General features: G+C 33.8%; 21 protein-coding genes. 12 read left to right on the top strand and 9 right to left on the bottom strand.

The window, feature by feature from the left end; genetic code table 11:
• The first annotated feature begins 16 nt into the window (after window positions 1–16).
• The 3 genes from OLM57_RS08515 (at window position 17) to OLM57_RS08525 (ending at window position 2,308) form a co-directional block, all read left to right on the top strand.
• Window positions 17–526, top strand: a complete 510-nt coding sequence (locus OLM57_RS08515) for a lipocalin family protein (protein WP_264566771.1) — start codon at window positions 17–19, stop codon at window positions 524–526.
• Window positions 527–540: 14 nt separating this feature from the next.
• The gene (locus OLM57_RS08520) at window positions 541–1,230 is read left to right on the top strand and encodes an OmpA family protein (RefSeq protein WP_264566772.1); all 690 of its coding nucleotides are present in this window, start codon (window positions 541–543) and stop codon (window positions 1,228–1,230) included.
• 133 nt (window positions 1,231–1,363) lie between these two features.
• Window positions 1,364–2,308 (top strand): ABC transporter ATP-binding protein, encoded by a 945-nt coding sequence (locus OLM57_RS08525; protein ID WP_264566773.1) that lies wholly within the window; start codon window positions 1,364–1,366, stop codon window positions 2,306–2,308.
• Between the two features lie 87 nt (window positions 2,309–2,395).
• Here OLM57_RS08525 and OLM57_RS08530 read toward each other — a convergent pair whose 3' ends face one another.
• Window positions 2,396–4,807, bottom strand: a complete 2,412-nt coding sequence (locus OLM57_RS08530) for an alpha/beta hydrolase family protein (protein WP_264566774.1) — start codon at window positions 4,805–4,807, stop codon at window positions 2,396–2,398.
• Window positions 4,808–5,087: 280 nt separating this feature from the next.
• Here OLM57_RS08530 and OLM57_RS08535 point away from each other — a divergent pair, with 280 nt between their 5' ends.
• From OLM57_RS08535 to OLM57_RS08560, 6 genes are all read left to right on the top strand, one after another.
• The gene (locus OLM57_RS08535) at window positions 5,088–6,095 is read left to right on the top strand and encodes a 3-oxoacyl-ACP synthase III family protein (RefSeq protein ID WP_264566775.1); all 1,008 of its coding nucleotides are present in this window, start codon (window positions 5,088–5,090) and stop codon (window positions 6,093–6,095) included.
• 285 nt (window positions 6,096–6,380) lie between these two features.
• Window positions 6,381–8,159 (top strand): arginine--tRNA ligase, encoded by a 1,779-nt coding sequence (argS, locus tag OLM57_RS08540; protein ID WP_264566776.1) that lies wholly within the window; start codon window positions 6,381–6,383, stop codon window positions 8,157–8,159.
• A gap of 66 nt (window positions 8,160–8,225) precedes the next feature.
• Entirely contained in the window at window positions 8,226–8,696 is a 471-nt protein-coding gene (locus OLM57_RS08545) for a hypothetical protein (RefSeq protein ID WP_264566777.1), read from the top strand.
• 226 nt (window positions 8,697–8,922) lie between these two features.
• Complete coding sequence (gene ffh / locus OLM57_RS08550) at window positions 8,923–10,272, top strand: signal recognition particle protein (RefSeq protein WP_264566778.1); 1,350 nt, start codon at window positions 8,923–8,925, stop codon at window positions 10,270–10,272.
• Window positions 10,273–10,420: 148 nt separating this feature from the next.
• The gene (locus OLM57_RS08555; protein ID WP_264566779.1) at window positions 10,421–11,302 is read left to right on the top strand and encodes a bifunctional 5,10-methylenetetrahydrofolate dehydrogenase/5,10-methenyltetrahydrofolate cyclohydrolase; all 882 of its coding nucleotides are present in this window, start codon (window positions 10,421–10,423) and stop codon (window positions 11,300–11,302) included.
• Window positions 11,303–11,531: 229 nt separating this feature from the next.
• Window positions 11,532–12,458 (top strand): magnesium transporter CorA family protein, encoded by a 927-nt coding sequence (locus OLM57_RS08560; RefSeq protein WP_264566780.1) that lies wholly within the window; start codon window positions 11,532–11,534, stop codon window positions 12,456–12,458.
• Window positions 12,459–12,502: 44 nt separating this feature from the next.
• On the opposite strand, the gene rluF is transcribed toward OLM57_RS08560, so the two are convergent.
• From rluF to OLM57_RS08585, 5 genes are all read right to left on the bottom strand, one after another.
• The gene (gene rluF, locus OLM57_RS08565) at window positions 12,503–13,315 is read right to left on the bottom strand and encodes a 23S rRNA pseudouridine(2604) synthase RluF (protein ID WP_264566781.1); all 813 of its coding nucleotides are present in this window, start codon (window positions 13,313–13,315) and stop codon (window positions 12,503–12,505) included.
• A gap of 169 nt (window positions 13,316–13,484) precedes the next feature.
• On the bottom strand, window positions 13,485–14,342 hold the full coding sequence (locus tag OLM57_RS08570; protein WP_264566782.1) for an alpha/beta fold hydrolase: 858 nt from the start codon (window positions 14,340–14,342) through the stop codon (window positions 13,485–13,487).
• Between the two features lie 46 nt (window positions 14,343–14,388).
• Window positions 14,389–15,168: a zinc ribbon domain-containing protein gene (locus tag OLM57_RS08575; RefSeq protein WP_264566783.1), complete on the bottom strand. Its 780-nt coding sequence runs from the start codon at window positions 15,166–15,168 to the stop codon at window positions 14,389–14,391.
• 3 nt (window positions 15,169–15,171) lie between these two features.
• Window positions 15,172–16,269 (bottom strand): Nif3-like dinuclear metal center hexameric protein, encoded by a 1,098-nt coding sequence (locus OLM57_RS08580; RefSeq protein WP_264566784.1) that lies wholly within the window; start codon window positions 16,267–16,269, stop codon window positions 15,172–15,174.
• Between the two features lie 298 nt (window positions 16,270–16,567).
• Window positions 16,568–17,842, bottom strand: a complete 1,275-nt coding sequence (locus tag OLM57_RS08585) for a tetratricopeptide repeat protein (RefSeq protein ID WP_264566785.1) — start codon at window positions 17,840–17,842, stop codon at window positions 16,568–16,570.
• Between the two features lie 396 nt (window positions 17,843–18,238).
• Here OLM57_RS08585 and lpxK point away from each other — a divergent pair, with 396 nt between their 5' ends.
• Window positions 18,239–19,264 carry a tetraacyldisaccharide 4'-kinase gene (gene lpxK / locus OLM57_RS08590; protein WP_264566786.1) on the top strand — a complete coding sequence of 342 codons (1,026 nt, stop codon included), beginning with the start codon at window positions 18,239–18,241 and terminating at the stop codon, window positions 19,262–19,264.
• The gene (locus OLM57_RS08595) at window positions 19,236–20,048 is read left to right on the top strand and encodes a purine-nucleoside phosphorylase (protein WP_264566787.1); all 813 of its coding nucleotides are present in this window, start codon (window positions 19,236–19,238) and stop codon (window positions 20,046–20,048) included. The genes lpxK and OLM57_RS08595 overlap by 29 nt, the downstream gene beginning before the upstream one ends.
• Window positions 20,049–20,062: 14 nt before the next feature.
• Here OLM57_RS08595 and OLM57_RS08600 read toward each other — a convergent pair whose 3' ends face one another.
• The 3 genes from OLM57_RS08600 to lipA form a co-directional block, all read right to left on the bottom strand.
• On the bottom strand, window positions 20,063–22,234 hold the full coding sequence (locus OLM57_RS08600; protein ID WP_264566788.1) for an ATP-binding protein: 2,172 nt from the start codon (window positions 22,232–22,234) through the stop codon (window positions 20,063–20,065).
• 72 nt (window positions 22,235–22,306) lie between these two features.
• Complete coding sequence (gap, locus tag OLM57_RS08605; protein ID WP_264566789.1) at window positions 22,307–23,344, bottom strand: type I glyceraldehyde-3-phosphate dehydrogenase; 1,038 nt, start codon at window positions 23,342–23,344, stop codon at window positions 22,307–22,309.
• Between the two features lie 65 nt (window positions 23,345–23,409).
• The gene (lipA, locus tag OLM57_RS08610; RefSeq protein ID WP_264566790.1) at window positions 23,410–24,309 is read right to left on the bottom strand and encodes a lipoyl synthase; all 900 of its coding nucleotides are present in this window, start codon (window positions 24,307–24,309) and stop codon (window positions 23,410–23,412) included.
• 250 nt (window positions 24,310–24,559) lie between these two features.
• On the opposite strand from lipA, the gene OLM57_RS08615 reads away from it, so the two are divergent.
• A complete protein-coding gene (locus tag OLM57_RS08615; RefSeq protein WP_264566791.1) occupies window positions 24,560–25,426 on the top strand; it encodes a M48 family metalloprotease in 867 nt (288 codons plus the stop codon).
• Window positions 25,427–25,478 lie beyond the last annotated feature (52 nt).

Below are 25,478 nucleotides of genomic sequence, written 5' to 3' on the forward strand. Positions count from 1 at the left end.
TAAATTTATTAAGACTATGAGAAAAATTCTTTTAGTATGCACTTTAGCCATTTTGGTTTTTGCATGTAAATCTGCCCCCGTAACTCCTACTGCACCAGCGCCAGTGTCAAACGCACCAGCATCAAAATTAGACAAGACTAGTCAGGTTGGAATGAAAGGGAATTGGCAAATTACAAATGTGTCTTATCCAGGTTCAGAGTATATAAAGGTTAACTCGTTTAATCTGGCCGATTCAAAATGTTTTATTGGGAGCACTTGGAATTTTATTTCAAATAATAATAAAGGCTCTTTGACGCTGAATAATTCAAATTGTACTGCTTTTACTTCCGCAATTACTTGGTATGTAAATAAAGAAGGACAATTTGTTTTGAAAATTTTGGATGAAGGGTTGAAGTCTAGAAAGGTTACTACAGGTTTTGTTCTTGGTGTTGCCAATCAATCTGAAAATTCATTTCAATTGATTGATAAAATAAATGTAGGTAATAATCCAACGGATGTTGTTTACCAATTTCAAAGAGTTAATTAAAAAATAAAGGAATTATGAAAAAAATAACAATTATAGGTTTAAGCAGTTTGTTTGTATTAAGTATGTTTTTTACAAGTTGTGATTCGGTAAAAAATGCCAATAATACTCAAAAAGGAGCAGGAATAGGTGCAGTTGCCGGAGGAGTTATAGGTGCAGTACTAGGAAATAATTTGGGACATGGAGGAAATGCCGCCTTAGGAGCTGCCATTGGTGCAGCTGTGGGTGGAGGAACTGGAGCCTTGATAGGAAACAGCATGGACAAGCAGGCAAGAGAGATTGATCAGGCTTTGCCAGGAGCTGATGTTGAGCGAGTAGGAGAGGGAATTCATTTGGTTTTGAATGAAAATGCAGTTCGTTTTGATGTAAATAAAGCTACTTTGACTCCACAGGCTAAAGCTAATTTAGATAAATTAGTTCCGGTATTTAATTCTTATCCAGATACGAATATAGAGATTTTTGGTTATACCGATAATACTGGAAAACCAGAATATAACTTGACATTATCTCAGAAAAGAGCTGAATCGGTGAAGCAATATTTAATTTCAAAAGGATTGGCGGCAAGTAGATTTAAAACTTCGGGTTACGGAATTGCAGATCCAATTGCTAGTAATGATACCGCTGAAGGCAAAAGCCAAAACCGTCGTGTAGAGTTTGCTATTACAGCAAATGATAAAATGGTTCAAGACGCCAAAAAAGCGCAATAGATACGGGCTTATTGTTTAGATATAAAAACTGCTTCCATTGTGAAGCAGTTTTTTTGTATATAAATTAATTTTCAACATATTATTTTTGTCAAAGCAACTATCTTTGTTTTTTCAAATTTTTCAATGTCAACTAATGCTTCAAATTCAAAATATTTCTTTCGGATATACCGAGAAAACCATTATCCAGAATGTAGATTTTACAGTTGCCAAAGGGCAAAATATTGCTATTCTTGGTGAGAGTGGTTGTGGGAAAAGCACACTTTTAAAGCTTATTTACGGCATGTATGACTTAGATCAGGGTCGCATTTTTTATAATGAGACAGAGATTCTGGGTCCCAAATACAATTTGATTCCGGGAATGCCATTTATGAAATATTTGGCACAAGATTTTGATTTGATGCCTTATGAAACCGTTGCCGAAAATGTGGGGAAGTTTTTGTCTAATGGCTTTTTACCTCTTAAAAAACTTCGCATTCAAGAATTGTTGGAGATGGTCGAAATGACAGAATTTGCCAATGTAAAAGCAAAATTGTTGAGTGGCGGACAGCAACAAAGGGTAGCTTTGGCTAGAGTATTGGCGTTGGAACCGGAAGTTTTATTGCTCGATGAGCCCTTTAGTCATATAGATAATTTTAGAAAAAATGCATTGCGCCGTAATTTGTTTGCTTATTTGAAGAAAAAAGGAATTACCTGTTTTATTGCCACTCATGACAGTACCGATGCGCTTTCTTTCTCTGATGAAACTTTGGTTTTGTACCAAGGCAGAATTATAGAAAAAGGACCTTCGGCAGACATTTATAATTATCCTTTAAATAGATATGTAGCCTCTCTTTTTGGCGAAGTAAACGAGCTTAAACTTTCACAATTGATGCCCATTGATGGAGAAGACGAAATTATTTTATTATACCCACATCAATTAAAGGTGAATGAAAACGGCAGCCTGAAAGCCGTAGTTAAGGAATCTTTTTTTAAAGGAAGCCGCTATTTGATCAAAGCTGTTTTTGACAGGAAAGTCATTTTCTTCGAACATGAAACTGCTTTAGAACTGAATCAAGAAGTAATTTTGAAGATTTCTTAGAAATCACTACATATAATAAAAAAGAGACAGTTTTTCAGGCTGTCTCTTTTTTGTTTAATCTCTCCGAAAGAGAGGAATAAAATGGCTTTAGTTTTTTAAATATTTTTCCAAAAATTGGTCTTGTTCCCAGAGTAAATGTAAAATATTTTCTTTTGCGACATAGCTGTGCGCTTCTTTTGGTAATATTACCATTCGGACTGGAGCTCCCAATCCTTTTAGAGCCTGAAAGTAACGTTCTGTTTGTAAAGTAAAAGTGCCGGGATTATTATCGGCTTCCCCATGTACCAAAAGCAATGGGGTTTTCATTTTCTCAGCATTCATAAATGGAGACATTGTATTATATACATCTGGAACTTCCCAATAATTGCGTTGTTCGCTTTGGAAACCAAATGGTGTTAATGTTCTATTGTATGCGCCACTTCTGGCAATACCGCAGGCAAAAAGATTGGAATGCGTCAATAAATTGGCTGTCATAAAGGCTCCGTAGGAATGCCCTCCAATAGCCACCTTTTTGGTATTGATGTATCCTAAAGCATCTACTGCATTTATTGCGGCTTCGGCATCATCTACCAATTGTGTAATAAAAGTATCATTTGGTTCTGTAGTTCCTTCACCAATTATGGGGAATGAAGCATCATCAAGTACCACATATCCTTTGGTTACCCAATACACAAATGAGCCATAATAAGGAAACGTAAATTCGTTTGGGTTTTGGCTGCTTTGTCCAGCGCTGCTTTTATCTTTATATTCGGCTGGATATGCCCAAATCAATAATGGCAATTTTTCTTTTTTAACCTTGTCATAAACTTCGGGTAAGTATAAAGTTCCGGATAATTCTACGCCATCTTTTCGTTTGTATTTAATCACTTCCTTGCTAACGTTTTTGATGCTTTCAAATGGATTTTCGAAAGTCGTTATGGGAGTTAGACTGTTTTTTTGTTTAATATTTCTAAAATAATAATTGGGATATTCATTTTTGGATTGAATCATAACCAAAATTTTTCCAGTTTTAAAATCTTCAATTTCCAGTAAATCTTCCTTCTTGTCTTTGTACGGTGAAGTATATAAACGTTTTGATAGTAATGTTTTTAGATTGAATTCATCAATAAATGGAAATTGTCCGTCTTTGGTAAACCCTTCGCCAATAAGGAAAGCATTGTTATTTTCTATTGCTAAAATATTTTTATTGTACTGATTTTTTCTGGTTTCAAAATTTCCAGGGTCTGCATAAATATCTTGTGAATTTCTATCTGTGATTACTTTTGGTTTTTGATTTGAATCGGATGGATTTATCAAATAGGTTTTGGTATTTCGGGTATCGTACCATTCATCTGAGACAATGGCAACTGTTTCATTTCCCCAAATAATACCACTAAAACGTTGTGGTGTTTTTACCATTGAAGTTGGGTTTGCCGTAAAAGGAGCGTCCCATAAAAAGATTTCGTCTCTAAAATCAGCTTTGTTTGCGGGGTCGCCTTCGTCCAAAGCTACCGCATAATATAATGTTGCAGGTTTGTCGTTTCTCCAGCTCATTTCTCTTTTTCCTTTGCGCACAGCCATAAATCCTTTTGGCATAATTTCATTCAAAGGGAGTTCATTTACTATTTTTATTTCAGCGCCATTTTTGTCATAAACGACCGATTTTGAAGGAAAACGATTTATTGGGACAATATATGAAAATGGTTTTTGAATGGTGGTTAGCATTATATAATTTCCGTCAGGTGAAAGTCTTTCGCTTGCAAACATAGCTGCTGTTTTAAATAAAGTTGCTTTTCCGTCAAGAGTTACTTTATATAATTCAGAAGTAATGATGTTTTCAAAATTAATTTCATCATTTTTATTCTTCAACATGTCAGGATAAGTCCTGTTTTGTGATTTTGTGCCTTCGGAATTGGAGATTATTGGTCCAGTTGGTAAATCTTTTTTAGAATCTAATAATGCTGCTCTGTTTTTGGGCAACATTTTCACCAAAATAGTTTCGTTATCATTAAACCAACTAAATGGAGTGCCGAGATTTGCATTTACTGTTGCATCGGTTAATTTGGTTGCTTTTGCGGAAGCGATGTCCAAAACCCACATTTCAACCCCTGTTTCAATTGTGTTTAAAAATAGAATTTTTTTGTAATTTGGTGACCATACTATATTGCTGATGCGGGGATTAGCAGGTAAACCATTAATTTGTATCTCATTTTTGTCGGCAACTTTTCTTAATTTGATATTGTTGATGTAGGTTACCGTACTCGATATGTTAGTTATTGGGTTGATTCGCAAACCTCCTAAACGCAATTCTTCCTGATTTAAATCGTCCAATGTTTTATAGGTGTCTCTGTAGCTCAAGAGCATGTACTCTTTTTTAGTATCCATAGAAACCGAAGGAGCTCTTTGATAATCTGCTAAATCTAAAATGGTTTTGGATGGTTTTTGATAGTTTAAGTTTTCTTGTGCAATGGACGATAAACCCATGCATAGAAATAAGAATAAGGGAAATTTTATTTTCATAAAACAAAAGGATGTTAATTAATAGTAAGTTATAGTTTGACTGAATACTTTCTTTTTTGTTACAGTTACAACAAAAAGTTGTGTTTTGCATTACAACCTAGCCCTGATCGAAACGGCATCCTTTTTTTTCTTTTTTTGAGAAAATAAGATATAGTGTAGAGCAGGAATTAGTTCCAATAAAAGAATAATTTTAATATTACTAAAAAATTAGTAATTTGTCATCAGATATTTTAAAAGATATTTAAATTTGTACCCTTGATTTTAATAAAATAATAAAACTATGTACCATTCAAAAATAACAGGATTGGGGTATTATGTCCCAGAAAATGTAGTAACAAACGATGATTTGTCGAAAATCATTGACACCAATGACGAATGGATTCAGGAAAGAACGGGGATTCAGGAACGAAGACATATTACTCGCGGAGAAGACACAACGACAACGATGGGAGTAAAAGCAGCCAAAATTGCTATGGAACGATCGGGTGTTGCTGCAGATGATATCGATTTTGTTGTTTTTGCTACATTAAGTCCGGATTATTATTTTCCAGGACCAGGTGTTTTGGTACAGCGGGATTTAGGTTTGAGAACCGTTGGAGCATTGGATGTACGTAATCAATGTTCCGGTTTTGTGTATGCTCTTTCAGTTGCCGATCAGTATATCAAAACAGGGATGTACAAAAATATTTTGGTAATTGGTTCCGAGGTTCAATCTACAGGATTGGATATGACTACTAGAGGGCGTGGCGTTTCAGTAATTTTTGGTGATGGAGCCGGAGCCGCAATTTTAAGTAGAGAAGAAGATTTGACCAAAGGAATTCTGTCCACTCATTTGCATTCAGAAGGAGAACATGCTGCCGAATTGATTGTGAAAGCACCCGGTATGGGAGGCCGTTGGGTTACCGATATTTTGGCAGATCACGACGAGAATGATGAGAGTTATTTTCCTTATATGAACGGACAATTTGTATTTAAAAATGCAGTGGTTCGTTTTGCGGAAGTTATCAATGAAGGACTCGAAGCCAATAATCTGAAGGTTTCAGATATTGATATGTTGATTCCACATCAAGCCAATTTGAGAATTTCACAGTATATACAAAAGAAATTTGCTTTGACAGATGATCAGGTATTTAATAATATTCAAAAATATGGCAATACAACTGCTGCCTCAATACCAATTGCGCTTACAGAAGCTTGGGAACAAGGAAAAATAAAATCTGGAGATACCGTTGTTTTAGCCGCATTTGGAAGCGGATTTACTTGGGCGAGTGCAATTATTAAGTGGTAATTACCTAATTTTAACTGCTTATTTTTTTTCAAAAAGAAACCCCGAAGTGGCATACTTCGGGGTTTCTCTTTTAAACAGATAAAAATTAATTTTCTTTTCGGTGGAATATGAAACTTAATTTTAGAATACACAAGTTCGTAGTATGACGTGGTATTCATCTCTTTGTTACATTTTTTTAGATAAAAAATAAAATATTTTTATTTATAAACCCATAATCCGTATTCTGCACTTTCTATAATTGCCGAATAAGCCTTATATTTGCACACTTAAAAAAATCAAGTATACATGTCATTATCCACTATTCTTACTCCATCTATAGAGAAAGCCATTCAGACTTTGTTTGATGTAACCATTGATAAAATAGAGTTTCAAACTACCAGAAAAGAATTTGAAGGCGATATTACGATGGTGATTTTTCCATTGCTTAAATTGGTAAAATGCAACCCCGTTGAATTGGGAAATAAAATTGGAAATTATTTGGTTGAAAATGTTCCGGAAGTAGCCCGTTTTAATGTGGTTTCTGGGTTTTTGAATATTGTTATTGCTGACAGTTACTACTTGAATTTCTTTAACGAAATCAAAAGTGTAGAAAAGTTTGGATTTGTAGCACCTTCGGCAAATGATAAAGCGGTAATGGTAGAATATTCTTCGCCAAACACAAACAAACCATTGCACTTAGGGCATGTTCGTAATAATTTATTGGGATATTCGGTTGCAGAAATTATCAAAGCTTCTGGGAAAAAAGTATACAAAACCCAAATCATCAACGATAGAGGAATTCATATCTGTAAGTCGATGTTGGCCTGGCAGAAGTTCGGAAACGGAGAAACACCAGAGTCGACAGGTTTGAAAGGCGATAAATTGGTGGGTAATTATTATGTTGCTTTTGATAAAGCATACAAAGCGGAAATTACTGAGTTAATAGAAGCGGGAAAAACAGAAGAAGAAGCCAAAAAGCAAGCACCAATAATTATTGAAGCCCAAGAAATGCTTTTAAAATGGGAAGCCGGTGACGAAGCGGTAAAAACACTTTGGAAAACCATGAACCAATGGGTTTATGATGGATTTGCCATAAGCTATAAAAATCTAGGAGTAAACTTTGACAGTTTTTATTACGAAAGCAATACTTATTTGTTAGGCAAAGATGTAGTTCAGATAGGTCTTGAAAAAGGAATTTTCGAAAAAGATCCCGATGGTTCGGTTTGGATTGATTTGACCGACGAAGGATTGGATCGTAAAATTGTGTTGCGTTCGGATGGAACTGCGGTGTACATGACGCAGGATATTGGAACTGCAATTCAACGTGTAAAAGACATGCCAGATGTTGGCGGAATGGTTTATACCGTTGGGAATGAACAGGATTATCACTTTAAAGTATTGTTCTTGATTCTGAAAAAATTAGGATTTGAATGGGCTTCCAATCTTTTTCATTTATCGTACGGAATGGTAGATTTGCCTTCTGGAAAAATGAAAAGCCGTGAGGGAACTGTAGTAGATGCGGATGATTTGATGCAGGAAATGACCGATACCGCCCAAAAAATTGCTGAAGATTTAGGGAAACTAGACACTTATTCTGACGAAGAAAAATCAAAATTATACAATACAATTGGTCTTGGCGCTCTTAAATATTATATTTTAAAAGTAGATCCAAAAAAACGAATCTTGTTTAATCCAGAAGAATCTGTTGATTTTGCTGGAAATACAGGACCATTTATACAATATACCTACGCCAGAATTCAATCGATTTTGAGAAAAGCCGATTTTGATCTTAATGCTATATCGGGTATTACAGAAATACACGAAAAAGAAAAAGAACTAGTTAAGCAACTTGAATTGTTTCCAGAAGTGATTCAGAATGCGGCTCACAATCACAGTCCGGCCTTGATTGCTAATTTTACCTATGAGTTGGTTCGTGAGTATAATTCTTTTTACCAAGCCGTTTCTATACTTGGAGAAACCGATTTGAACAAAAAAATATTCAGAGTGCAATTGTCCAGAAAAGTGGCAGATGTTATTGCCGATTCCTTTAGTTTATTGGGGATAAATGTTCCAGAGAGAATGTAGATTTATGTAATTTATGACTGCTTTTTTTGTAAATTTGATGCAGTATTAATTGATAATCAAAATATTATGAGAAAGATTTTTGTAATTCCAATTGTTTTCTCCGTTTTTTTATTAAATGTTGCAGGGATGTGCAGTTCAGACGATGACAATAGTTCTACGACTGGTTCAAATGGTATAAAAACTCAAGTTATTACTACGGCATCTTCTGGAACTTGGAAGGTGACTCTGTTTGAGGAGAATGGAGTGAATGAAACGACAAATTATACAGGATACAATTTTACATTTGGATCGGCTAATGTTTTGACAGCAACAAATGGAACCAATAGTTATACTGGAACTTGGTCAATATCCGATTCAAATAGTAATGACGATTCTCTAAATGATTTGCATTTTAACATTTCATTTTCAGCTCCAAAAGATTTTGCTGATTTATCAGATGATTGGGATATAATGGAAAGAACTGACACTCGAATTAAGCTTAAAGATGTAAGTGGAGGAAATGGAGGGACAGATTATTTGACTTTGGAAAAGAATTAATAGACATGTCGACAAAATAGCAAAGGAAACGACTTCAAATGGAAGTTGTTTTTTTTTGTATAATAAAGCATGATGATGGTTTTTAATGTGTATTTGTAACTCTTAATTCGGTTTTAAAGAATTGTTTCAAAATAATTTTAAAACAAATGCTTTTTTATTTCTAATACTATTTAAACTTCAATATCAAATCATTAAATTTGCGCCTTAATAAAAGAGAAATACAATTATGTTCGATAATTTAAGCGATAAACTAGACAAAGCCTTTCATATATTAAAAGGACACGGAAAAATCACCGAAGTAAACGTTGCCGAAACTTTGAAAGAAGTTCGTCGTGCCTTGCTTGACGCCGATGTCAATTTTAAAATAGCCAAAGATTTTACTACCAAAGTAAAAGAAAAAGCAATTGGTCAAGATGTATTGACCACATTACAACCTGGTCAATTATTGGTGAAGTTAGTCAAAGATGAGCTTACCGAATTGATGGGTGGAGATGTTGCAGGAATCAATCTTTCGGGTAATCCATCGATAATATTAATGTCAGGATTGCAAGGATCTGGAAAAACCACTTTTTCTGGTAAACTGGCCAATTATCTTCAAACCAAAAAGAATAAAAAACCGCTTTTGGTTGCCTGTGATATATATCGCCCAGCGGCTATTCAGCAATTGTATGTTGTTGGAGATTCGATAGGTGTTGAAGTATATTCTGAACCAGAAAATAAAAATCCGGTTGAAATTGCTCAAAATGCAATAAAGCATGCAAAAGCAAATGGGTTTAATGTGGTAATTGTCGATACAGCCGGGCGTCTTGCTGTCGATAAGGAAATGATGGATGAAATTGCCAAAGTGCATAAAGCCATTCAACCACAAGAAACCTTATTTGTTGTAGATGCAATGACAGGTCAGGATGCAGTGAATACAGCAAAAGCATTCAATGATATCTTGAATTTTGATGGGGTTATTTTAACCAAATTAGATGGTGATACTCGTGGTGGAGCTGCGATTTCTATCAAATCGGTAGTGAACAAACCGATTAAGTTTGTTGGTACAGGGGAGAAAATGGAAGCCATTGATGTTTTCTATCCAAATCGTATGGCGGAGCGTATCCTTGGTATGGGGGATGTTGTGTCTTTGGTAGAAAGAGCTCAAGAGCAATATGACGAAGACGAAGCCAGAAAAATTCAAAAGAAAATCGCCAAAAACGAATTTGGTTTTGACGATTTCTTGTCCCAAATTCAGCAGGTAAAAAAAATGGGTAATATGAAAGACTTGGTTGGGATGATACCAGGTGCTTCAAAAGCCATGAAAGATGTAGAAATAGAAGATGATGCTTTCAAACACATTGAAGCCATTATTCACTCAATGACTCCAATCGAAAGAAGTAAGCCAGCATTGATCGATGTAAAAAGAAAAACGAGAATTGCCAAGGGTTCCGGGACAAAAATTGAACAAGTCAATCAGTTGATGAAACAGTTCGAACAAATGAGTAAAATGATGAAGATGATGCAAGGGCCAGGTGGAAAAAATCTAATGAAAATGATGGGCGGAATGAAAGGCGGAATGCCAGGAATGAAATAAAATTGGTTTAAGGTTTAAAAATTTAAATTTGTTTAAAGTTTTTGAACCTCATTTTTTTAATAACAACACACTTGTTTTTTAAAGTTTATTTTAAAGTCATTCAAGTCTTTAAATTTTTAAACTTTTAAACTTTTAAACAAAAATTAAAATGCAACTACTCGACGGGAAAAAAACATCGGAAGATATTAAAAACGAAATTGCTGCTACAGTAAAAACAATGAAAGCAAATGGAGAAAAAGTGCCTCATTTAGCTGCTGTAATTGTTGGAACAGATGGAGCAAGTTTAACTTATGTGGGGAGCAAAGTACGTTCATGTGAACAGATTGGCTTCGAATCTACATTAGTAAGTTTACCCGCTGATATTACCGAAGAAGTATTGCTTAATAAGATTAAGGAATTAAACGAAGACGATAATTTGGATGGTTATATCGTACAATTGCCATTGCCAAAACATATTGATGAACAAAAAATATTGATGGCTATTGATCCAGACAAAGATGTAGATGGTTTTCATCCAGCTAACTTTGGTAAAATGGCTTTGGATATGGAAACATTTTTGCCAGCAACTCCATTTGGAATAATGGAATTGTTAGAAAGATATAAAGTAGAAACTGCAGGTAAACACACGGTAGTTATTGGACGCAGTCATATTGTGGGAAGACCAATGAGTATCTTAATGAGCCGCAAAGGATATCCTGGAGATTCTACCGTTACACTTACTCATAGTAGAACCAAAAATATTGAAGAATATACTAAAAGTGCCGATATTATTATCACAGCTCTCGGTGTTCCAAATTATCTAAAAGCCGATATGGTAAAAGAGGGAGTTGTTGTTATCGATGTTGGTATTACACGTGTTGAAGATGCTTCACACCCAAAAGGATATAAAATTACAGGCGATGTTGATTTTGATGGAGTAAGCAAAAAATCTTCTTTCATCACTCCAGTTCCAGGAGGAGTTGGTCCTATGACTATTGCTATGTTGCTGAAAAATACACTTTTGGCTCGCGAAATGAGAAGAAATAAATAAGAATTATTTTAACTATATTATTTTAAACCTCAAGCGAAAGTTTGAGGTTTTTTTGTCTTAAGACTTCCGTAATTATTCTTGCTATATTATTTTTTTTAAAATATAAAGAATACTTTTGCAAAACTTAAAATTAAACAACCCCATGGACGATTATTATTCGGGAAAATTGAAAGAATAAAGCACTTGAAAAACATTCAAGATGCTATAACTTAACCTATAGAATTTTGAAATGAAAGCTTTTTACAAAAACAATAACGGATTAATCGAGTCTAAAGAGTGGACTCCAAATTGCTGGATTAATATTGAATGTCCAACTGAAGAAGAAAAAAAATACCTCCTAGAAGAATTACAAATTCCCGAAGAATTTTACAATGACATTGAGGATATTGATGAAAGACCCCGTATAGAAGTTGAGAACGGTTGGACACTGATTATTATTAGAATCCCAGTAAGTACAGATAATGTGAAATTGCCTTTTAATACGATTCCGGTTGGAGTTGTTTTTAAAGGAGAAATTTGCGTTACCATTAGTTTTCATAAAACAGAAATGCTAACCGATTTTGTTATCTATACTCAGCGTAAAAATAAAGATATCAAAGATTATTTTGATTTGGTTTTAAAGTTACTTTTATCATCAAGTGTTTGGTATTTGAAATATCTGAAGCAAGTCAATCAAAAGATAAAATTAGCCGAAGATAATTTGGAAGAGTCCATCAAAAACGAAGAATTACAGGCTTTGCTTCAAATTGAAAAATGTTTGGTGTTCTTTATGACTTCTTTGAAAGGTAATGATATATTACTTCATAGAATCAAAAATGTCAAATCGCAAAGGGACTCTTACGACCCGGAATTGTTGGAAGATGTTGAGATTGAATTGCGTCAAGCACAGGAAACAACCAATATTTATAGTGATATCTTAACAGGTATGATGGATGCTTATGCCTCAGTTATTTCCAATAATTTGAATGCCATTATGAAGCATATGACTTCAATTTCCATCATTTTGATGATTCCTACGGTAATAGCCAGTTTGTATGGTATGAATGTACCCAATAACCTTGAAAACAATAAGTACGGTATGCCAATTGTTATACTTGTTTCGGTTTTACTTTCTATGTTTGGAGTATTTTTGTTTAAAAGAAAAAGATGGTTTTGACATAAAGAAAAAGCCGTTTCTTTTTTTGAAACGGCTTTTTGTATTTAATAATCCCCTCTTTTCTTAAATCGAGGGTCATCTCTTTTGATGAATTCGGTTCTTCGCTTTTGGGGTTCAGTTTTAGGTAAACTAGCTTCTTCTGTTTTACTGGAAGGTTCAATTAATGCATTGAGTTCTTTTATTTCGGCATCTGTTAAATCACGATAGCGACCTACGGGTACGTCAAGCGAAATATTGATGATTCGGATGCGTTTTAATGCAGTTACTTCGTAGCCTAAGTATTCGCACATTCTTCGGATTTGACGGTTTAATCCTTGCGTAAGAATGATTTTGAAAATGTATTTGCTGATTTGCTCTACTTTGCATTTTCGGGTTACGGTGTCTAGAATTGGGACGCCATTTCCCATTCGCTCTATAAAACGGTCGGTTATGGGTTTGTTTACCGTTACGGTATATTCTTTTTCGTGATTGTTTCGGGCACGCAATATTTTATTGACAATATCTCCGTCATTGGTCATAAAAATCAAACCTTCACTGGCTTTGTCCAATCGACCGATAGGGAAAATACGTTTGGGATAATTGATGTAATCGACAATATTGTTGCGGACTTCCAAGTTGGTAGTACATTCTATTCCTACTGGTTTGTAGAAAGCCAGATACACTGGTTTTTCGTTTTTCTCCCGAATTAGTTTTCCGTCTATGCGTACTTCGTCAATTGGAGAAACTTTAGTCCCAAGTTCAGGAACGACCCCATTGATGGTTACACGACCTTCTTCGATAAATTTATCGGCTTCGCGACGGGAACAATAGCCTGTTTCTCCTATGAATTTATTGAGACGTTTTAGATTTTCTTCCATAGTGCAAAAGTAATCTTTTTTTAGACTTCTTGGATTTTTAGAATATTAGACTTTTTTGAATATTTTCTGAAACTAAAATAGTATCACCTTTTAGCCCCGATAGAAACGGCATCCCACGCTTTTTTGCGTGGATACAGTGGATAGCGGGAATCCATGTTTTCAAATAAGCCTATTCTTCCGCTTCAAATAAAAAGCGATATATTTCTTGATACAAATCATCGTCGTGCATGGAGTGACCTAAATTTTGGGTTGTGATTAATTTTCCTTTTTTCCAACCACTTGCGATTTTTTGACCTTCTTCAAATGCGACTACTGTATCGTTGGTGTCGTGAGCTATGATTCCTTCGATTTGGATATGTTTGGCAAATGTGCCGCCAGAGAAATCCTCTAGTTTGAAATTGAAATTTTCTAAATAGCGTTTTTCCAAAAGCGTAAACATTTTTCGATTGAGACTCAACATTTGGATATAATTGTCGATGAGCGTTTTTAAATCAGACGGAGCACCTAGAATAACCATTTTCTCAATACTGGTTTCGGGATATAAGTATTGGTGGTAAACACAAGCTGCGCCGCCGATTGAGTGGCCGATGATAATATGAGGATTGTATTTTTGGACAGCTTTGTTGATGAACTCTGCATAGCGGGGAACATTGAATTCCTTGCCACTGCTTTGTCCGTGTGCTGGGGCGTCTATGGCTATGATGGTACTTCCTGATTTTTGCAGATACGGTAGGGTTTTTTCCCAGCGAGCCGAATTGCTTTCCCAGCCATGAACCAAAAGGATTTTGGTATCGTTTCCTTTCCAGGTATAGGTCTGAAAATGGTCTTCGTAGTGTTGAAACGTTTCTTTTATTGTGTTCTGAAGGATTTCTGGAAGAGTGTCATTGGATATTTTTCCGATTCTAGGATTTGTAAAAAGGTCATAGGAGAGTTGCAATGCCTTTTTTGGATGTACAAAACTGAGCAGGTTGATGTATTGACCAACGGATTTGACTAGTAGAAATCGAATGCTTTTTGTTAGATTCAAAATAATAAGGTATAAAAAAAGCCTCGAATTTCGAGGCTTAGTTATTTTAGAATTTAGAAAACAATTGATCCATTTTCTCTCTTTCTTCTTCAGCCAAAACACTGTCGACTAAGATTCTTCCGGAGTGCTCATCAATTAAGATTTTCTTTCTGGAAGCAATTTCTACTTGTGTCTGTGGTGGAATCGTGAAGAATGATCCTGCAGATGCGCCTCTTTCGATAGAAACAACTGCTAGTCCGTTACGAACGCTGCTTCTGATTCTTTTGTAGGCTATCAATAAACGTTCTTCGATTAGCGCTTCATATTCAGCCGATTTCTCAGATAAGAAGATTTCTTCTTTTTGAGTTTCAGCCATGATAGCATCTAGTTCTGATTTTTTATGTTTCAAGTGAGAAGATTTAGACTCCAATCTCTCTTTTGAAGAAGCAATCACTTCTTTTTTATGCTCAATAGAAGCTTTCATTTCTTTGATTTGCTTTTCAGCCAATTGAATTTCTAATTCTTGAAATTCTATTTCTTTGGTCAAAGAGTTGAATTCGCGGTTGTTGCGAACGCTTTCTTGTTGTTTTGTGTATTTTTTGACAGCTTCTTTGTGTTCGTCAATTGCATTCTTTTTCTCTTTGATAAGATTTTCGATTACCTCGAGGTCACTTTTCAATTTCTCTGAACGAGTGCTTAAACCTGCAACTTCATCTTCCAAATCCTCAACCTCTAAAGGAAGTTCTCCTCTAACGTTTCTGATTTCGTCAATTCTAGAGTCAATTAGTTGTAAATCGTAAATTGCTCTTAACTTGTCCTCAACACTTAATTCTTTCGTATTCGCCATATTCTATAAGTACTTAACTGGATTTGTATTTTCTTCCGATAAAATGATTGCAAAATTAGGGATTTTTTTTCTAAGATAATCAACAATATACTCTTTTGTATAGCGTTCACTTTCAAAATGACCAATATCTGCCAATAAAAGTTGATTTTCGGCTTCGTAATACTGATGGTATTTTAAATCGGCGGTCAAAAAAGCATCGGCACCCGCTTGAATGGCATTTTTTATGGCAAAACTTCCTGACCCTCCCAAGACGGCCACTTTTTTTATTTTTTTTCCCGTAAAGGCAGAATGACGAATGCCATCGGATTTCATTTTGTCTTTTGCATACAGTAGAAAATCTTTTTCATCCATAGGTTCTTCTAGTTCCCCTATCATTCCCAAACCAATATGATTAAAAGTGTTTTTCATATTGTAAATTTCGGTAGCTACTTCTTCATAAATATGATTCTCTCTCAGTGCTTTTATGATTTTCGACTCCAAATGTTTAGCATAAACTACTTCTATTTTTGTTTCCGTACCTCTAGACATCACGCCTCTCTCGCCAATAGTAGGTTCGCTTTTTTCGTTTCCTTGATAGGTAAAAGTTCCTTCAGAATTGAAGCTACATTTATCATAATTTCCGATACTCCCTGCTCCTGCATCAAATAAAGCGTTTCGAACTTTTTCTGCATTATCTCGAATCGTATAGGTAACTAATTTTCGGATGTGATTTTGTTTTGGAATTAGAATTTGTGTGTTTAAAAGACCTAATGTATCACAAAATATTTTATTGACTCCTTCGGGATGATTGTCAAGAGCAGTATGAACGGCGTAAATTGCAATATCATTTTTTATAGCCTTTAGTATTGCTCTTTCGACATAATCTTTACCGGTAATTTTTTTTATTCCAGAAAATAAAATAGGATGAAAACTAACCACCAAATTGCATTTTTTGGATATGGCTTCGTCAATAACATTTTCCAGTGCGTCATGACAAACTAAAATACCGGTTGCTTCGGATTCTTCTTTTCCTAATATTAAACCTACATTGTCAAAGTCTTCGGCATAAGCCAATGGAGCCATTTCTTCAAGTATAGAAAGAATTTCTTTTATTGTACTCATTTTTAATCTTTTTGGGGTATTTCTTAATGTGTATTTTATAAACTAATAACGCAAATTATTTGCTATTAATTTACAAAGTTGGTATTAGTATAAATTTAATAAATTCCGCTCAAAGATAAAATATTATATTTTCGTAAAATGAATTTTATTTGAAAAATATCGTTACTAATTGAAATTTTGCGTTGCTTTATAACTAGTTTAATTGTCGGTTAGTATTTTTGGTTTGATGCATCGGGAATTGATCCTAAAATTAGGATTGAACCAAAATGTAGTATTGTAGTTATTCAATAATTTACATTCAATAAACCGCTCTGTCCTTAAGATCTTTATATTCAGCCGTCATGTCCAAAGCATTGTAGACACTTAGAAGATTTTGAGAGATTTCGGTGTCTTTAGGGTCTATTTCGATAGCTTTTTTGAGATACGGAATGACACTTTTATAAATTTCTTCTTTTTTTGTTTTTAACATATCGTATTTTTTCATTTCTATTGGCGATGTTCCTAATTTATCCATATCGTCATTTATTACCTTTACACTTTCCAGCTTCAAAATAGATAAATTAATATATGATTTTATGTCTTTAGGATCTATGCCAATTGCTTTCAAATAAAAATTTTCTGCATCAACTGTATTATTTGCTTTTGTACTGAGTACTCCTAGATTAAAAATTACATCGAGATCATTTGGGTTTTTTTGAGAAAGTGCAGTAACTAATTTTTTGTAAGAGACATAATCTTTTGAAACCAAAGAAAGTTCGGCTTCTGCCAAAGCCAAAGAATTGTCTTCTGGGTTTTTTTTTCTTGCATCCGAAATCGCATTTTTGGCTTTTTCATTGTCTCCATTTTGAAAATAAATTAATGCAATATTTTTGTAGATTAGACCTCTTTTGGATAATCCTATTTCGTTTCTCGGTTTTTCATAAGTGCCGTCATTAATAAGATGGTCTCTATCATAAGCTTTTAAGAAACGTTCTTCTGTTTTTGTTGTTTTGTTTACTGCATAATAAAAGGTTCCTGTTCCAGAATAGTCAATAGCTTTAAGCGTTTCATAATGCTTTAGTGCGGAGATGAAATCTTTTCCATTTACAAATGCGGTTGCAGCACTATACAAATTAATGGTGTCTTTTTTATCTAGTAAATAAGCTTCATAATACATATTGGCACTTTCAATGTATTTGTTTTTTTTGGAATCAGATATGGCATTTTTTACTAATTTCTCCTTTAAACTCCTAGAAGAACCTTTTACTTGACCATAATAATTACTTTTTCCTGATTCTGATTCCACTTTAGCTAATTCTTGGTAAGACTGTAAAGCCAAAATTAAATTTTTACTTTCGTCAATATTTTTATCAGCCAGTCCCACTAAGGCATTTCCTTGTACAAAATAATATAGAGCTTTGTCTTCGTCTTTAGCATTGTAAACTTGAAATTCGATACTTTTTAGTATAATAAGTGCATCCTGCGGATTTCCATTATTGACTTCTTTTTCAGCTGCTTTTATTTGGTTTTTTTGCGCATGAATAGTTCCTGCAAATAATAATAGTATAGCAACAATAGTGTAGTTTTTTTTCATGTTGAGTAGATTGTAGGTTAAACGAATTTGTGGCTTTTTATTTCATTATGTAGTTTTGAATTATATTGGTTGTTTATTTGAAATAACGCTTAATATGTTACTGTTTTAACAAAAATAGAATTAAAAGTTTAAAAGGTTAAATGATTTTTTTTAAAAATTCATTGTTATCGAACCGATTTCATAATACGATAAAAATGTGTATCTTAATTTGTATATGTCATAATTACAGAGCCCTTTTTTTATTAAAAGTTGATGCAGAAAAAAGTCTTAGCTCTATTGTCAAAAGAGAAGAAGCTATATTTTTTAATGATCTATTATTTTATTTTTTTTGAATGTTGAAATATTTTAGACTTGTAATTACTTTCTGTATTATCTAAAATGTTTTACTTTCGTAAAATGAATTTACTGCGAAAAATATTGTTTCCATTTGCCATTTTGTATGGTTTTATTACAAGTATTCGAAATTTTCTTTTTGATATTGATGTATTAAAATCCTATTCTTTTAATTTACCGGTTATTGCAGTTGGAAATCTTAGTGTAGGAGGAACTGGAAAAACACCTCAAATAGAATATTTAATTCGGTCACTTTCAGATAAATATAAATTAGCAACTTTGAGTAGAGGGTATAAAAGACAAACACAAGGTTTTGTTTTGGCCAATTTGACTTCAGATGCACAACAACTTGGAGACGAACCTTTTCAATTTTACCACAAATTCAGCAATATTCAGGTGGCAGTTGATGCCAATCGAAAAAATGGAATAGAACAATTGCTTTCGCTTTCGAGTAAACCAGATGTAATTTTGCTCGACGACGCTTTTCAACATCGAAAAGTAAAAGCAGGTTTTTACATATTACTTACTTCTTACGGAGATTTATATTCAAATGATTTTATTTTGCCTACAGGGAATCTACGGGAAAGCAGAAGCGGAGCACAAAGGGCAGATGTAGTTATTGTTACAAAATGTCCCACTAATCTTTCGCATGACGAACAAAATATAATAAAAAAACAACTTGATCTTAGTCCAAATCAAAGTTTGTTCTTTACCTTTATTGAATATGAGGATGCTGTTTTTTCTGAAAAGGAAACGTTGATTGTAGAAGATATTAAAAATGTGGAGAAGATACTTCTTGCCGGAATTGCAAAACCAGAATCGTTTTTTGCCTATTTGAAACAGGAAAGGGATGAATGTTTAGCTTATCCAGACCATCACCATTTTAGTGAAAGCGAATTATTGGACATTAAGAAAAAAGCCAACAATAAAATTATTATTACAACCGAAAAAGATTATGTACGATTGAAAGGGAGTATTCTAAGTGAACAACTCTTTTATTTGCCGATAAAAAGTTCGTTTGTGGACGGTAGTGCTAATTTTGATAAAATCATTTTGAATTATGTGGGACAAAGTACAAGAAACAGTTAGTTACATTAAAGGAAAAATAAATTTCACACCAGAATATGGAATCATTCTAGGTTCTGGATTGGGAGGATTTACCAATGATATTGATGTCAAATCTATCTTGCCATATGAGGATATTCCGAATTTCCCTGTTTCGACGGTTCAAGGTCATAAAGGAGCTTTGGTTTTTGGAACAATTGGAGCCAAAAAGGTAGTAGCTATGCAAGGACGTTTTCATTTCTATGAAGGGTATTCTATGAAGGAAGTTACTTTTCCAGTAAGGGCAATGAAATATCTGGGTGTAGAAAAATTAATTGTCTCGAATGCTTCCGGTGGGGTCAATCCAAATTATAAAGTAGGTTCGATTGTTATTATAAAAGATCATATCAATTTTATGCCGGAACATCCTTTGCATGGAAAAAATGATGAACGATTTGGACCTCGGTTTGTAAATATGAGCGAACCCTATTCTGTCAAAATGATTGCCAAGGCCACAGAAATAGCAAAAGACTTAAATATAGAAGTTCATGATGGTGTTTATCTCGGTTTGCAAGGGCCTACTTTTGAAACGTTGGCTGAATATCGAATGGTAAAAATTCTGGGAGCAGATTGCGTAGGGATGTCAACAGTTCCAGAAGTCATCGTTGCGCGTCATATGGAATTGGAAACGTTTGGAGTTTCTATTATCACAGACATGGGAGATGCGGAAAGCATTTTGACAATCTCTCATGATGAGGTTTTAGAGGCAGCCAAGAAAGCAGAACCCGATATGCGAAATATCATCAAGAATTTAATCTTGCAATATTAAGAATTGACAATAAGTTATACGTTTTGCGCCAAAATGGTGTAAAATTCTTCTGGAACAAAAGGTTTTGTGATTACATCGGTCATTCCAAAAGACAATAGCATTTCTCTATTTTCATTTAATGATATGGCAGTTAATGCTATAATTGGTGTTGTGGTGTCAAATTCTCTGATTTGTTGTGTTGCAATGGTTCCATTTATCCCGAGTAGATGGACATCCATTAGTACCAAATCGAATGTCTCAACCTTTAAAATTTCAACAGCATCTTCTCCATTATCAATAATTGTGCATTCGATGCCTTTATTAGTTAACATTTTTTGGGTAATCATCTGATTAATTTTATTGTCTTCAACCACTAATATTTTTTTGTTTTTAAAGATTTCAGTATCGTAATCTTTTATTTTGGATTTAATTAAAATGGGTTTTGAATCTACTTTAAAATTAAGCTCAAATGAAAAGGTAGAACCTTCCCCAACCACACTTTTCACTCGGATGCGACCACCCAAAATACGAACCAGTTTTTTTACAATGGTTAGTCCTAATCCTGTTCCCCCAAATTTTCTGTTAATTTCGACAGATCCTTGCGAAAAACTTTCGAAAACTGTTTTTAGTTTGTCTTCAGGTATTCCTATACCCGTATCAATTATTTGAAAATAAACAATGGCGTTATCATTTTGAAAAGTTCTTAATTTTGCAATCACACTCACAGTTCCATTATTGGTAAACTTTAGCGCATTGTTAATTAAATTCATGAAGATTTGTGACAGTTTGGTAGGATCTCCAATTAAATTGTCAGGAATTGAGGAATCAATTTTCAGAAAGAATTTATTGTTATTTACTGTAGCAATCTCTTTTAAAGAGTTTTGAATATTGCTCAATAATTGTTTTAAGTTAAAATTGATATATTCAATTTCAAGTTTATTGGAATCTATTTTATTTATTTCTAATATGTCGTTAATAAAATTGGTCAAATAATTTCCGGAAAACTTCAAAGATGACAAATAGTGCATTTGGGATTTTTTGGGATTTTCTTCTAATAGCAGATGAGTGATTCCGTTAATAGCATTTAGAGGTGTTCTGAGCTCATGGCTAACAGTCGATAAAAACTCAGATCGGGCTTTTGAAGCCTCTTCTGCTCTGTTTTTTGCTGCAATTAATTCATTGTTCTTTTCTTTCAATAAAGCATTGTTTTGATTTCTGATTATATTATTCTTGTAAAGCGATAAACTTAATAAGGATAATATTGAAATGATAGCTATTGCTAAAATGCTGATGAGTTTTGAAAATTTATCGGATTGTTCTTTTTCTTTATTTTCTTTTTCCAGAAGTAATTCTTCCTGTTTTCGTTGTTCTTCTTTGAAGCTTTCGTAATCACTAATGCCTAGTTTTTCATCATTAGCAAGTGAAATACTCTCTTTTAAATTTAAATGTTGTTTTAAATAAGTGTAGGCGGTTGTTTTGTCAAGCATTTTATCATAAACCAAACTTAACTCCAATAAAATATTTGATTTTTGTTCAAGATTTTTATTTTTTCTGTTTAATTCATAAGCTTTATCAAGATAATTTAAAGCTAGATTGTATTTTTTAGAAGAGGCCTCAATTACTCCAATTTGATATAGTGCTTCGGCTTGGGTATTTAGTATTGTTTTATTTTCCGGCTGTGCTATCAATTCCTTAAAAATCGTTGATGCAAGATCCTTCTTTCCTGTGGCTTTTAAGATTATTCCTTTTTGTAATGGTATTAATTTTGCGTAGTCCTTAATTTTTAATTTTTTTTTAATCTCTTCTGATTTGTTCAAGCTAATTTCGGCTAAGGCATACTTTTTTTTCTGAATGTAAGATATTCCAAGATAATAGTACGCATCTGCTGTTGTGTTATTTCCCTTTTTTGAAATAGTATTGAATAAATTAATGCTTTTATTAAAGCTTTCAATCGCATCGTTGTAGAGTTTTAGATTAAAATAAACTTGACCTAATTTGTATGTTTGAATTGCTTCCGCCTCTATCTTATTGTTTTTTTTGCAAAAATCAATTGCTTTTTGACTGTAGAACAATACATCTTTGTAGTGATTGTCTCTTATGTTTGCCTCAATTAAATTAGAATAATAGGTAATACTGTCAACTTTGATCTTTTTTTGAGAATAAAGTTGAGTGTTGAGAAAAATAATAAAAAATAATAAATATTTCATTTGTGGATACTTTTATTTTTTATCTGGTTTACGACAGCAATTGTAATTTAGTAAGTAATATTTTGTTCGCTATCAGTTATTGTTGATACTCATTTCTTCTTTAGGATTCTTTTTGCAATGATTTGTAAAAAGAATTAAATCAATTATTCGGGAAGAATATCCAATTTCATTATCATACCAGCCTACAACTTTCACCATTTTGTCTATAACAGAGGTAAGCAGCGAATCAAATATACATGAATTTTTATTGCCAATAACATCCACTGATACAATTGGATCTTCCGTGTATTCTAATATTCCTTTTAATTCATCTTGCGAAGCAAGTTTAAAAGCTTCATTTATTTCTTTTATGGTAACTACTCGTTTTACATTGAAGGTAATGTCGGTTAAAGATCCATCGGGAACAGGAACTCGAATACCACAACCTCCTATTTTTCCGTCCAATTCAGTAAAAATTTTTGTCAATGCTTTTGCAGCTCCGGTTGTTGTAGGGACAATGGATTGACTCGCTCCTCTGGCTCTACGTAAATCTTTGTGGGGTTGATCGTGTAAACTTTGATCGGTGGTATAAGAATGAATAGTGGTAATGTAGGCTTGTTCAATTCCGCAAAGCTCATTAATCACTTTTATCATTGGTGCTGCATTATTTGTGGTGCAACTTGCATTGGATATAATGGTTTCTGTTCCGTCCAGAATAGATTCGTTTACACCAAGAACAACCGTTTTTATAGTGTCAACTTCTGATGGAGCGGAAAGAATCACTTTTCTTGCGCCTGCAATTATATGGGCATTTATTTCTTCAAAAGTCTTGTATTTCCCGGTAGATTCTATTACATAATCGATATCGATAGTTTTCCAATCAAGATTTGAAATGCTTTTTTCGTGAAAAAATAAAAAATGTTTATCGTTAACTAGTAATCCTTTTTCGTCGTGGCTTACAGCAAAAGGCAAAACACCATGAATACTATCGTATTTTACTAAATGTGCCATGGTTTTTTTATCGGCAATATCATTGATGGCAATTACTTCGATAGTAGGATGGTTCAAAAGCAAACGAAATAAATTTCGTCCTATTCTTCCAAAACCATTTATTGCAATTCTAGTTTTCAAGTGTATTGTATTTGTTTGACTGTTTAATCGTTTAAAAAAATTAAACGATTAACCGAATAAACTTTTTATAATATGTGTTTTTGTGCTTTGTAAGATGATCGTACTAGGGGACCGCTTTCTACATGGCGGAAACCTAACTCCAAACCGTATTTTTCATATTTTTCGAATTGATCGGGTGTGATAAACTCTTTTACAGGAAGGTGCTTTTTGCTGGGTTGTAAATATTGACCAATAGTTACAATGTCAACATTGGCAGTACGTAAATCGCGCATGGTTTGAAAAACTTCATCTTCTTGTTCGCCAAGTCCCAACATGATTCCGGATTTGGTTCTGTTGATTCCTTTTTCTTTCAAGTATCTCAAAACTTCCAGGCTTCGATCGTATTTGGCTTGTATACGTACTTCACGGGTTAGTCGTCGAACTGTTTCCACATTGTGTGAAACCACTTCAGGATTGGCCTCTATGATACGATCTAAATTTCTTTCGATACCTTGAAAATCAGGAATTAAAGTTTCCAAAGTAGTGTTTGGGTTCATTCTTCGGATGGCTTTTACAGTTTCGATCCAAATAATTGAACCGCCATCTTTCAAATCGTCTCTGTCGACACTTGTAATTACAGCGTGTTTGATGTTCATGATTTTAATAGAACGGGCTACTTTTTCTGGCTCATCCCAATCTACCGTTTCGGGTCTACCGGTTTTTACACCACAAAAACCGCAAGAACGTGTACATACATTTCCTAAAATCATGAATGTTGCAGTTCCTTCTCCCCAGCATTCTCCCATATTAGGGCAACTTCCTGAAGTACAAATGGTATTCAAACTATATTTATCGACCAAACCACGAAGTTCAGTATATTTTTGTCCTATTGGGAGTTTTACCTTGAGCCATTTTGGTTTAGCTACGCTCGATTCGGCTATGCCTCGGGTTCCGACAGGTAATGTATTTTCTAAAACAGTTTCCATATTTAAATTTTCTGAGTACAAAGATAAGTAATGTAGTTTTAAAAAGTAAGATTCAATATTTATGATTTTAATAAAATAAAAAAGGGATTTATTGTAAATGAATTTGCAATAGTTATCGATTTTATATCGTTTTAAAACTGTAAACTGTTGTAGTTCGTAATTATTGTAGGGCTTTGATTTTTAATTTAAATCTAAAATCAGTTAAATCAAACTTATATTATATTTGCATTTCAAATAAATGAAAAAAAAGATGAAAACAAAATCATTATTATTGGGAGTATTCATTGTCGCGTTTGGTATTTCAACTGCTCATGCACAAATTAATTTTGGCGAAAAAGCATTAGGAGCAGTTCAAAAAGGCATTGCCGGTTTTACTTTTACAGATGCAGATGCAGCAGCATTGTCTAAAGCTGCAGTTGAGAAATTAGATGCTGAGAATAAAGTAGCAGGACCAACAGATCCTTATTCAGTTCGTTTGGATAAAGTGTTCGGAAAATACACAAAAGGGGAGCATTATACCTTGAATTACAAAGTGTATCTGACCAAAGATGTCAATGCTTTTGCAACTGCCGATGGTAGTGTTCGAGTTTTTTCGGGTTTAATGGATATAATGGATGATAATGAATTAATTGCTGTAATTGGCCATGAAATAGGTCATGTCAATAATCATGATTCAAGAGATGCTATGAAGGCCTTGTATCAAAAAGAAGCTTTAATTGAAGCAGCTGCTTCACAATCGGATAAAATTGCAGCGGTTACAGATAGTCAATTGGCTAAGATTGGAAGTGCTATGATCGATAGTAAACACAGTCGTACGCAAGAAGCCGAAGCCGATTTGTTTGCTTACGATTTTATGAAAAAGAATGGTTATAATGTAAATGCCGAAGAATCAGCTTTTAGAATATTGGCAAAAATGAGTGAGGGTACCCAGAGTTCTTTTATAGATCAAATGATGAGTTCTCATCCAGATTCAAAACAAAGAGCAGACGATGCGAAAGCAAGAGCCGAAAAAGATGGTTTGTATAAGCCATATATTCAAAAAATGCCTAGTACTACCACCATTACTAAAAAGAAGACTACAACAACCAAAAAGACCACCACTAAAAAGAAAAAATAATTTTTTAGTTTTTAATAGAAAAGAGAAAGCAGGATTATTGATCCTGCTTTCT

The organism is Flavobacterium sp. N3904 (assembly GCF_025947305.1).
In the GTDB taxonomy this organism is placed as follows: domain Bacteria; phylum Bacteroidota; class Bacteroidia; order Flavobacteriales; family Flavobacteriaceae; genus Flavobacterium.

What these genes read in the sequence shown, in the direction of transcription:
- OLM57_RS08530 (WP_264566774.1), bottom strand. Translation starts at nt 4,807, where the DNA reads ATGAAAATAAAATTTCCCTTATTCTTATTTCTATGCATGGGTTTATCG.
- OLM57_RS08555 (WP_264566779.1), top strand. Translation starts at nt 10,421, where the DNA reads ATGCAACTACTCGACGGGAAAAAAACATCGGAAGATATTAAAAACGAA.
- argS (WP_264566776.1), top strand. Translation starts at nt 6,381, where the DNA reads ATGTCATTATCCACTATTCTTACTCCATCTATAGAGAAAGCCATTCAG.
- lipA (WP_264566790.1), bottom strand. Translation starts at nt 24,309, where the DNA reads ATGGAAACTGTTTTAGAAAATACATTACCTGTCGGAACCCGAGGCATA.
- OLM57_RS08515 (WP_264566771.1), top strand. Translation starts at nt 17, where the DNA reads ATGAGAAAAATTCTTTTAGTATGCACTTTAGCCATTTTGGTTTTTGCA.
- ffh (WP_264566778.1), top strand. Translation starts at nt 8,923, where the DNA reads ATGTTCGATAATTTAAGCGATAAACTAGACAAAGCCTTTCATATATTA.
- OLM57_RS08575 (WP_264566783.1), bottom strand. Translation starts at nt 15,168, where the DNA reads ATGGCGAATACGAAAGAATTAAGTGTTGAGGACAAGTTAAGAGCAATT.
- OLM57_RS08615 (WP_264566791.1), top strand. Translation starts at nt 24,560, where the DNA reads ATGAAAACAAAATCATTATTATTGGGAGTATTCATTGTCGCGTTTGGT.
- OLM57_RS08600 (WP_264566788.1), bottom strand. Translation starts at nt 22,234, where the DNA reads ATGAAATATTTATTATTTTTTATTATTTTTCTCAACACTCAACTTTAT.
- OLM57_RS08525 (WP_264566773.1), top strand. Translation starts at nt 1,364, where the DNA reads ATGCTTCAAATTCAAAATATTTCTTTCGGATATACCGAGAAAACCATT.
- rluF (WP_264566781.1), bottom strand. Translation starts at nt 13,315, where the DNA reads ATGGAAGAAAATCTAAAACGTCTCAATAAATTCATAGGAGAAACAGGC.
- OLM57_RS08585 (WP_264566785.1), bottom strand. Translation starts at nt 17,842, where the DNA reads ATGAAAAAAAACTACACTATTGTTGCTATACTATTATTATTTGCAGGA.
- OLM57_RS08520 (WP_264566772.1), top strand. Translation starts at nt 541, where the DNA reads ATGAAAAAAATAACAATTATAGGTTTAAGCAGTTTGTTTGTATTAAGT.
- OLM57_RS08560 (WP_264566780.1), top strand. Translation starts at nt 11,532, where the DNA reads ATGAAAGCTTTTTACAAAAACAATAACGGATTAATCGAGTCTAAAGAG.
- lpxK (WP_264566786.1), top strand. Translation starts at nt 18,239, where the DNA reads ATGAATTTACTGCGAAAAATATTGTTTCCATTTGCCATTTTGTATGGT.
- OLM57_RS08545 (WP_264566777.1), top strand. Translation starts at nt 8,226, where the DNA reads ATGAGAAAGATTTTTGTAATTCCAATTGTTTTCTCCGTTTTTTTATTA.
- OLM57_RS08535 (WP_264566775.1), top strand. Translation starts at nt 5,088, where the DNA reads ATGTACCATTCAAAAATAACAGGATTGGGGTATTATGTCCCAGAAAAT.
- OLM57_RS08580 (WP_264566784.1), bottom strand. Translation starts at nt 16,269, where the DNA reads ATGAGTACAATAAAAGAAATTCTTTCTATACTTGAAGAAATGGCTCCA.
- OLM57_RS08595 (WP_264566787.1), top strand. Translation starts at nt 19,236, where the DNA reads ATGTGGGACAAAGTACAAGAAACAGTTAGTTACATTAAAGGAAAAATA.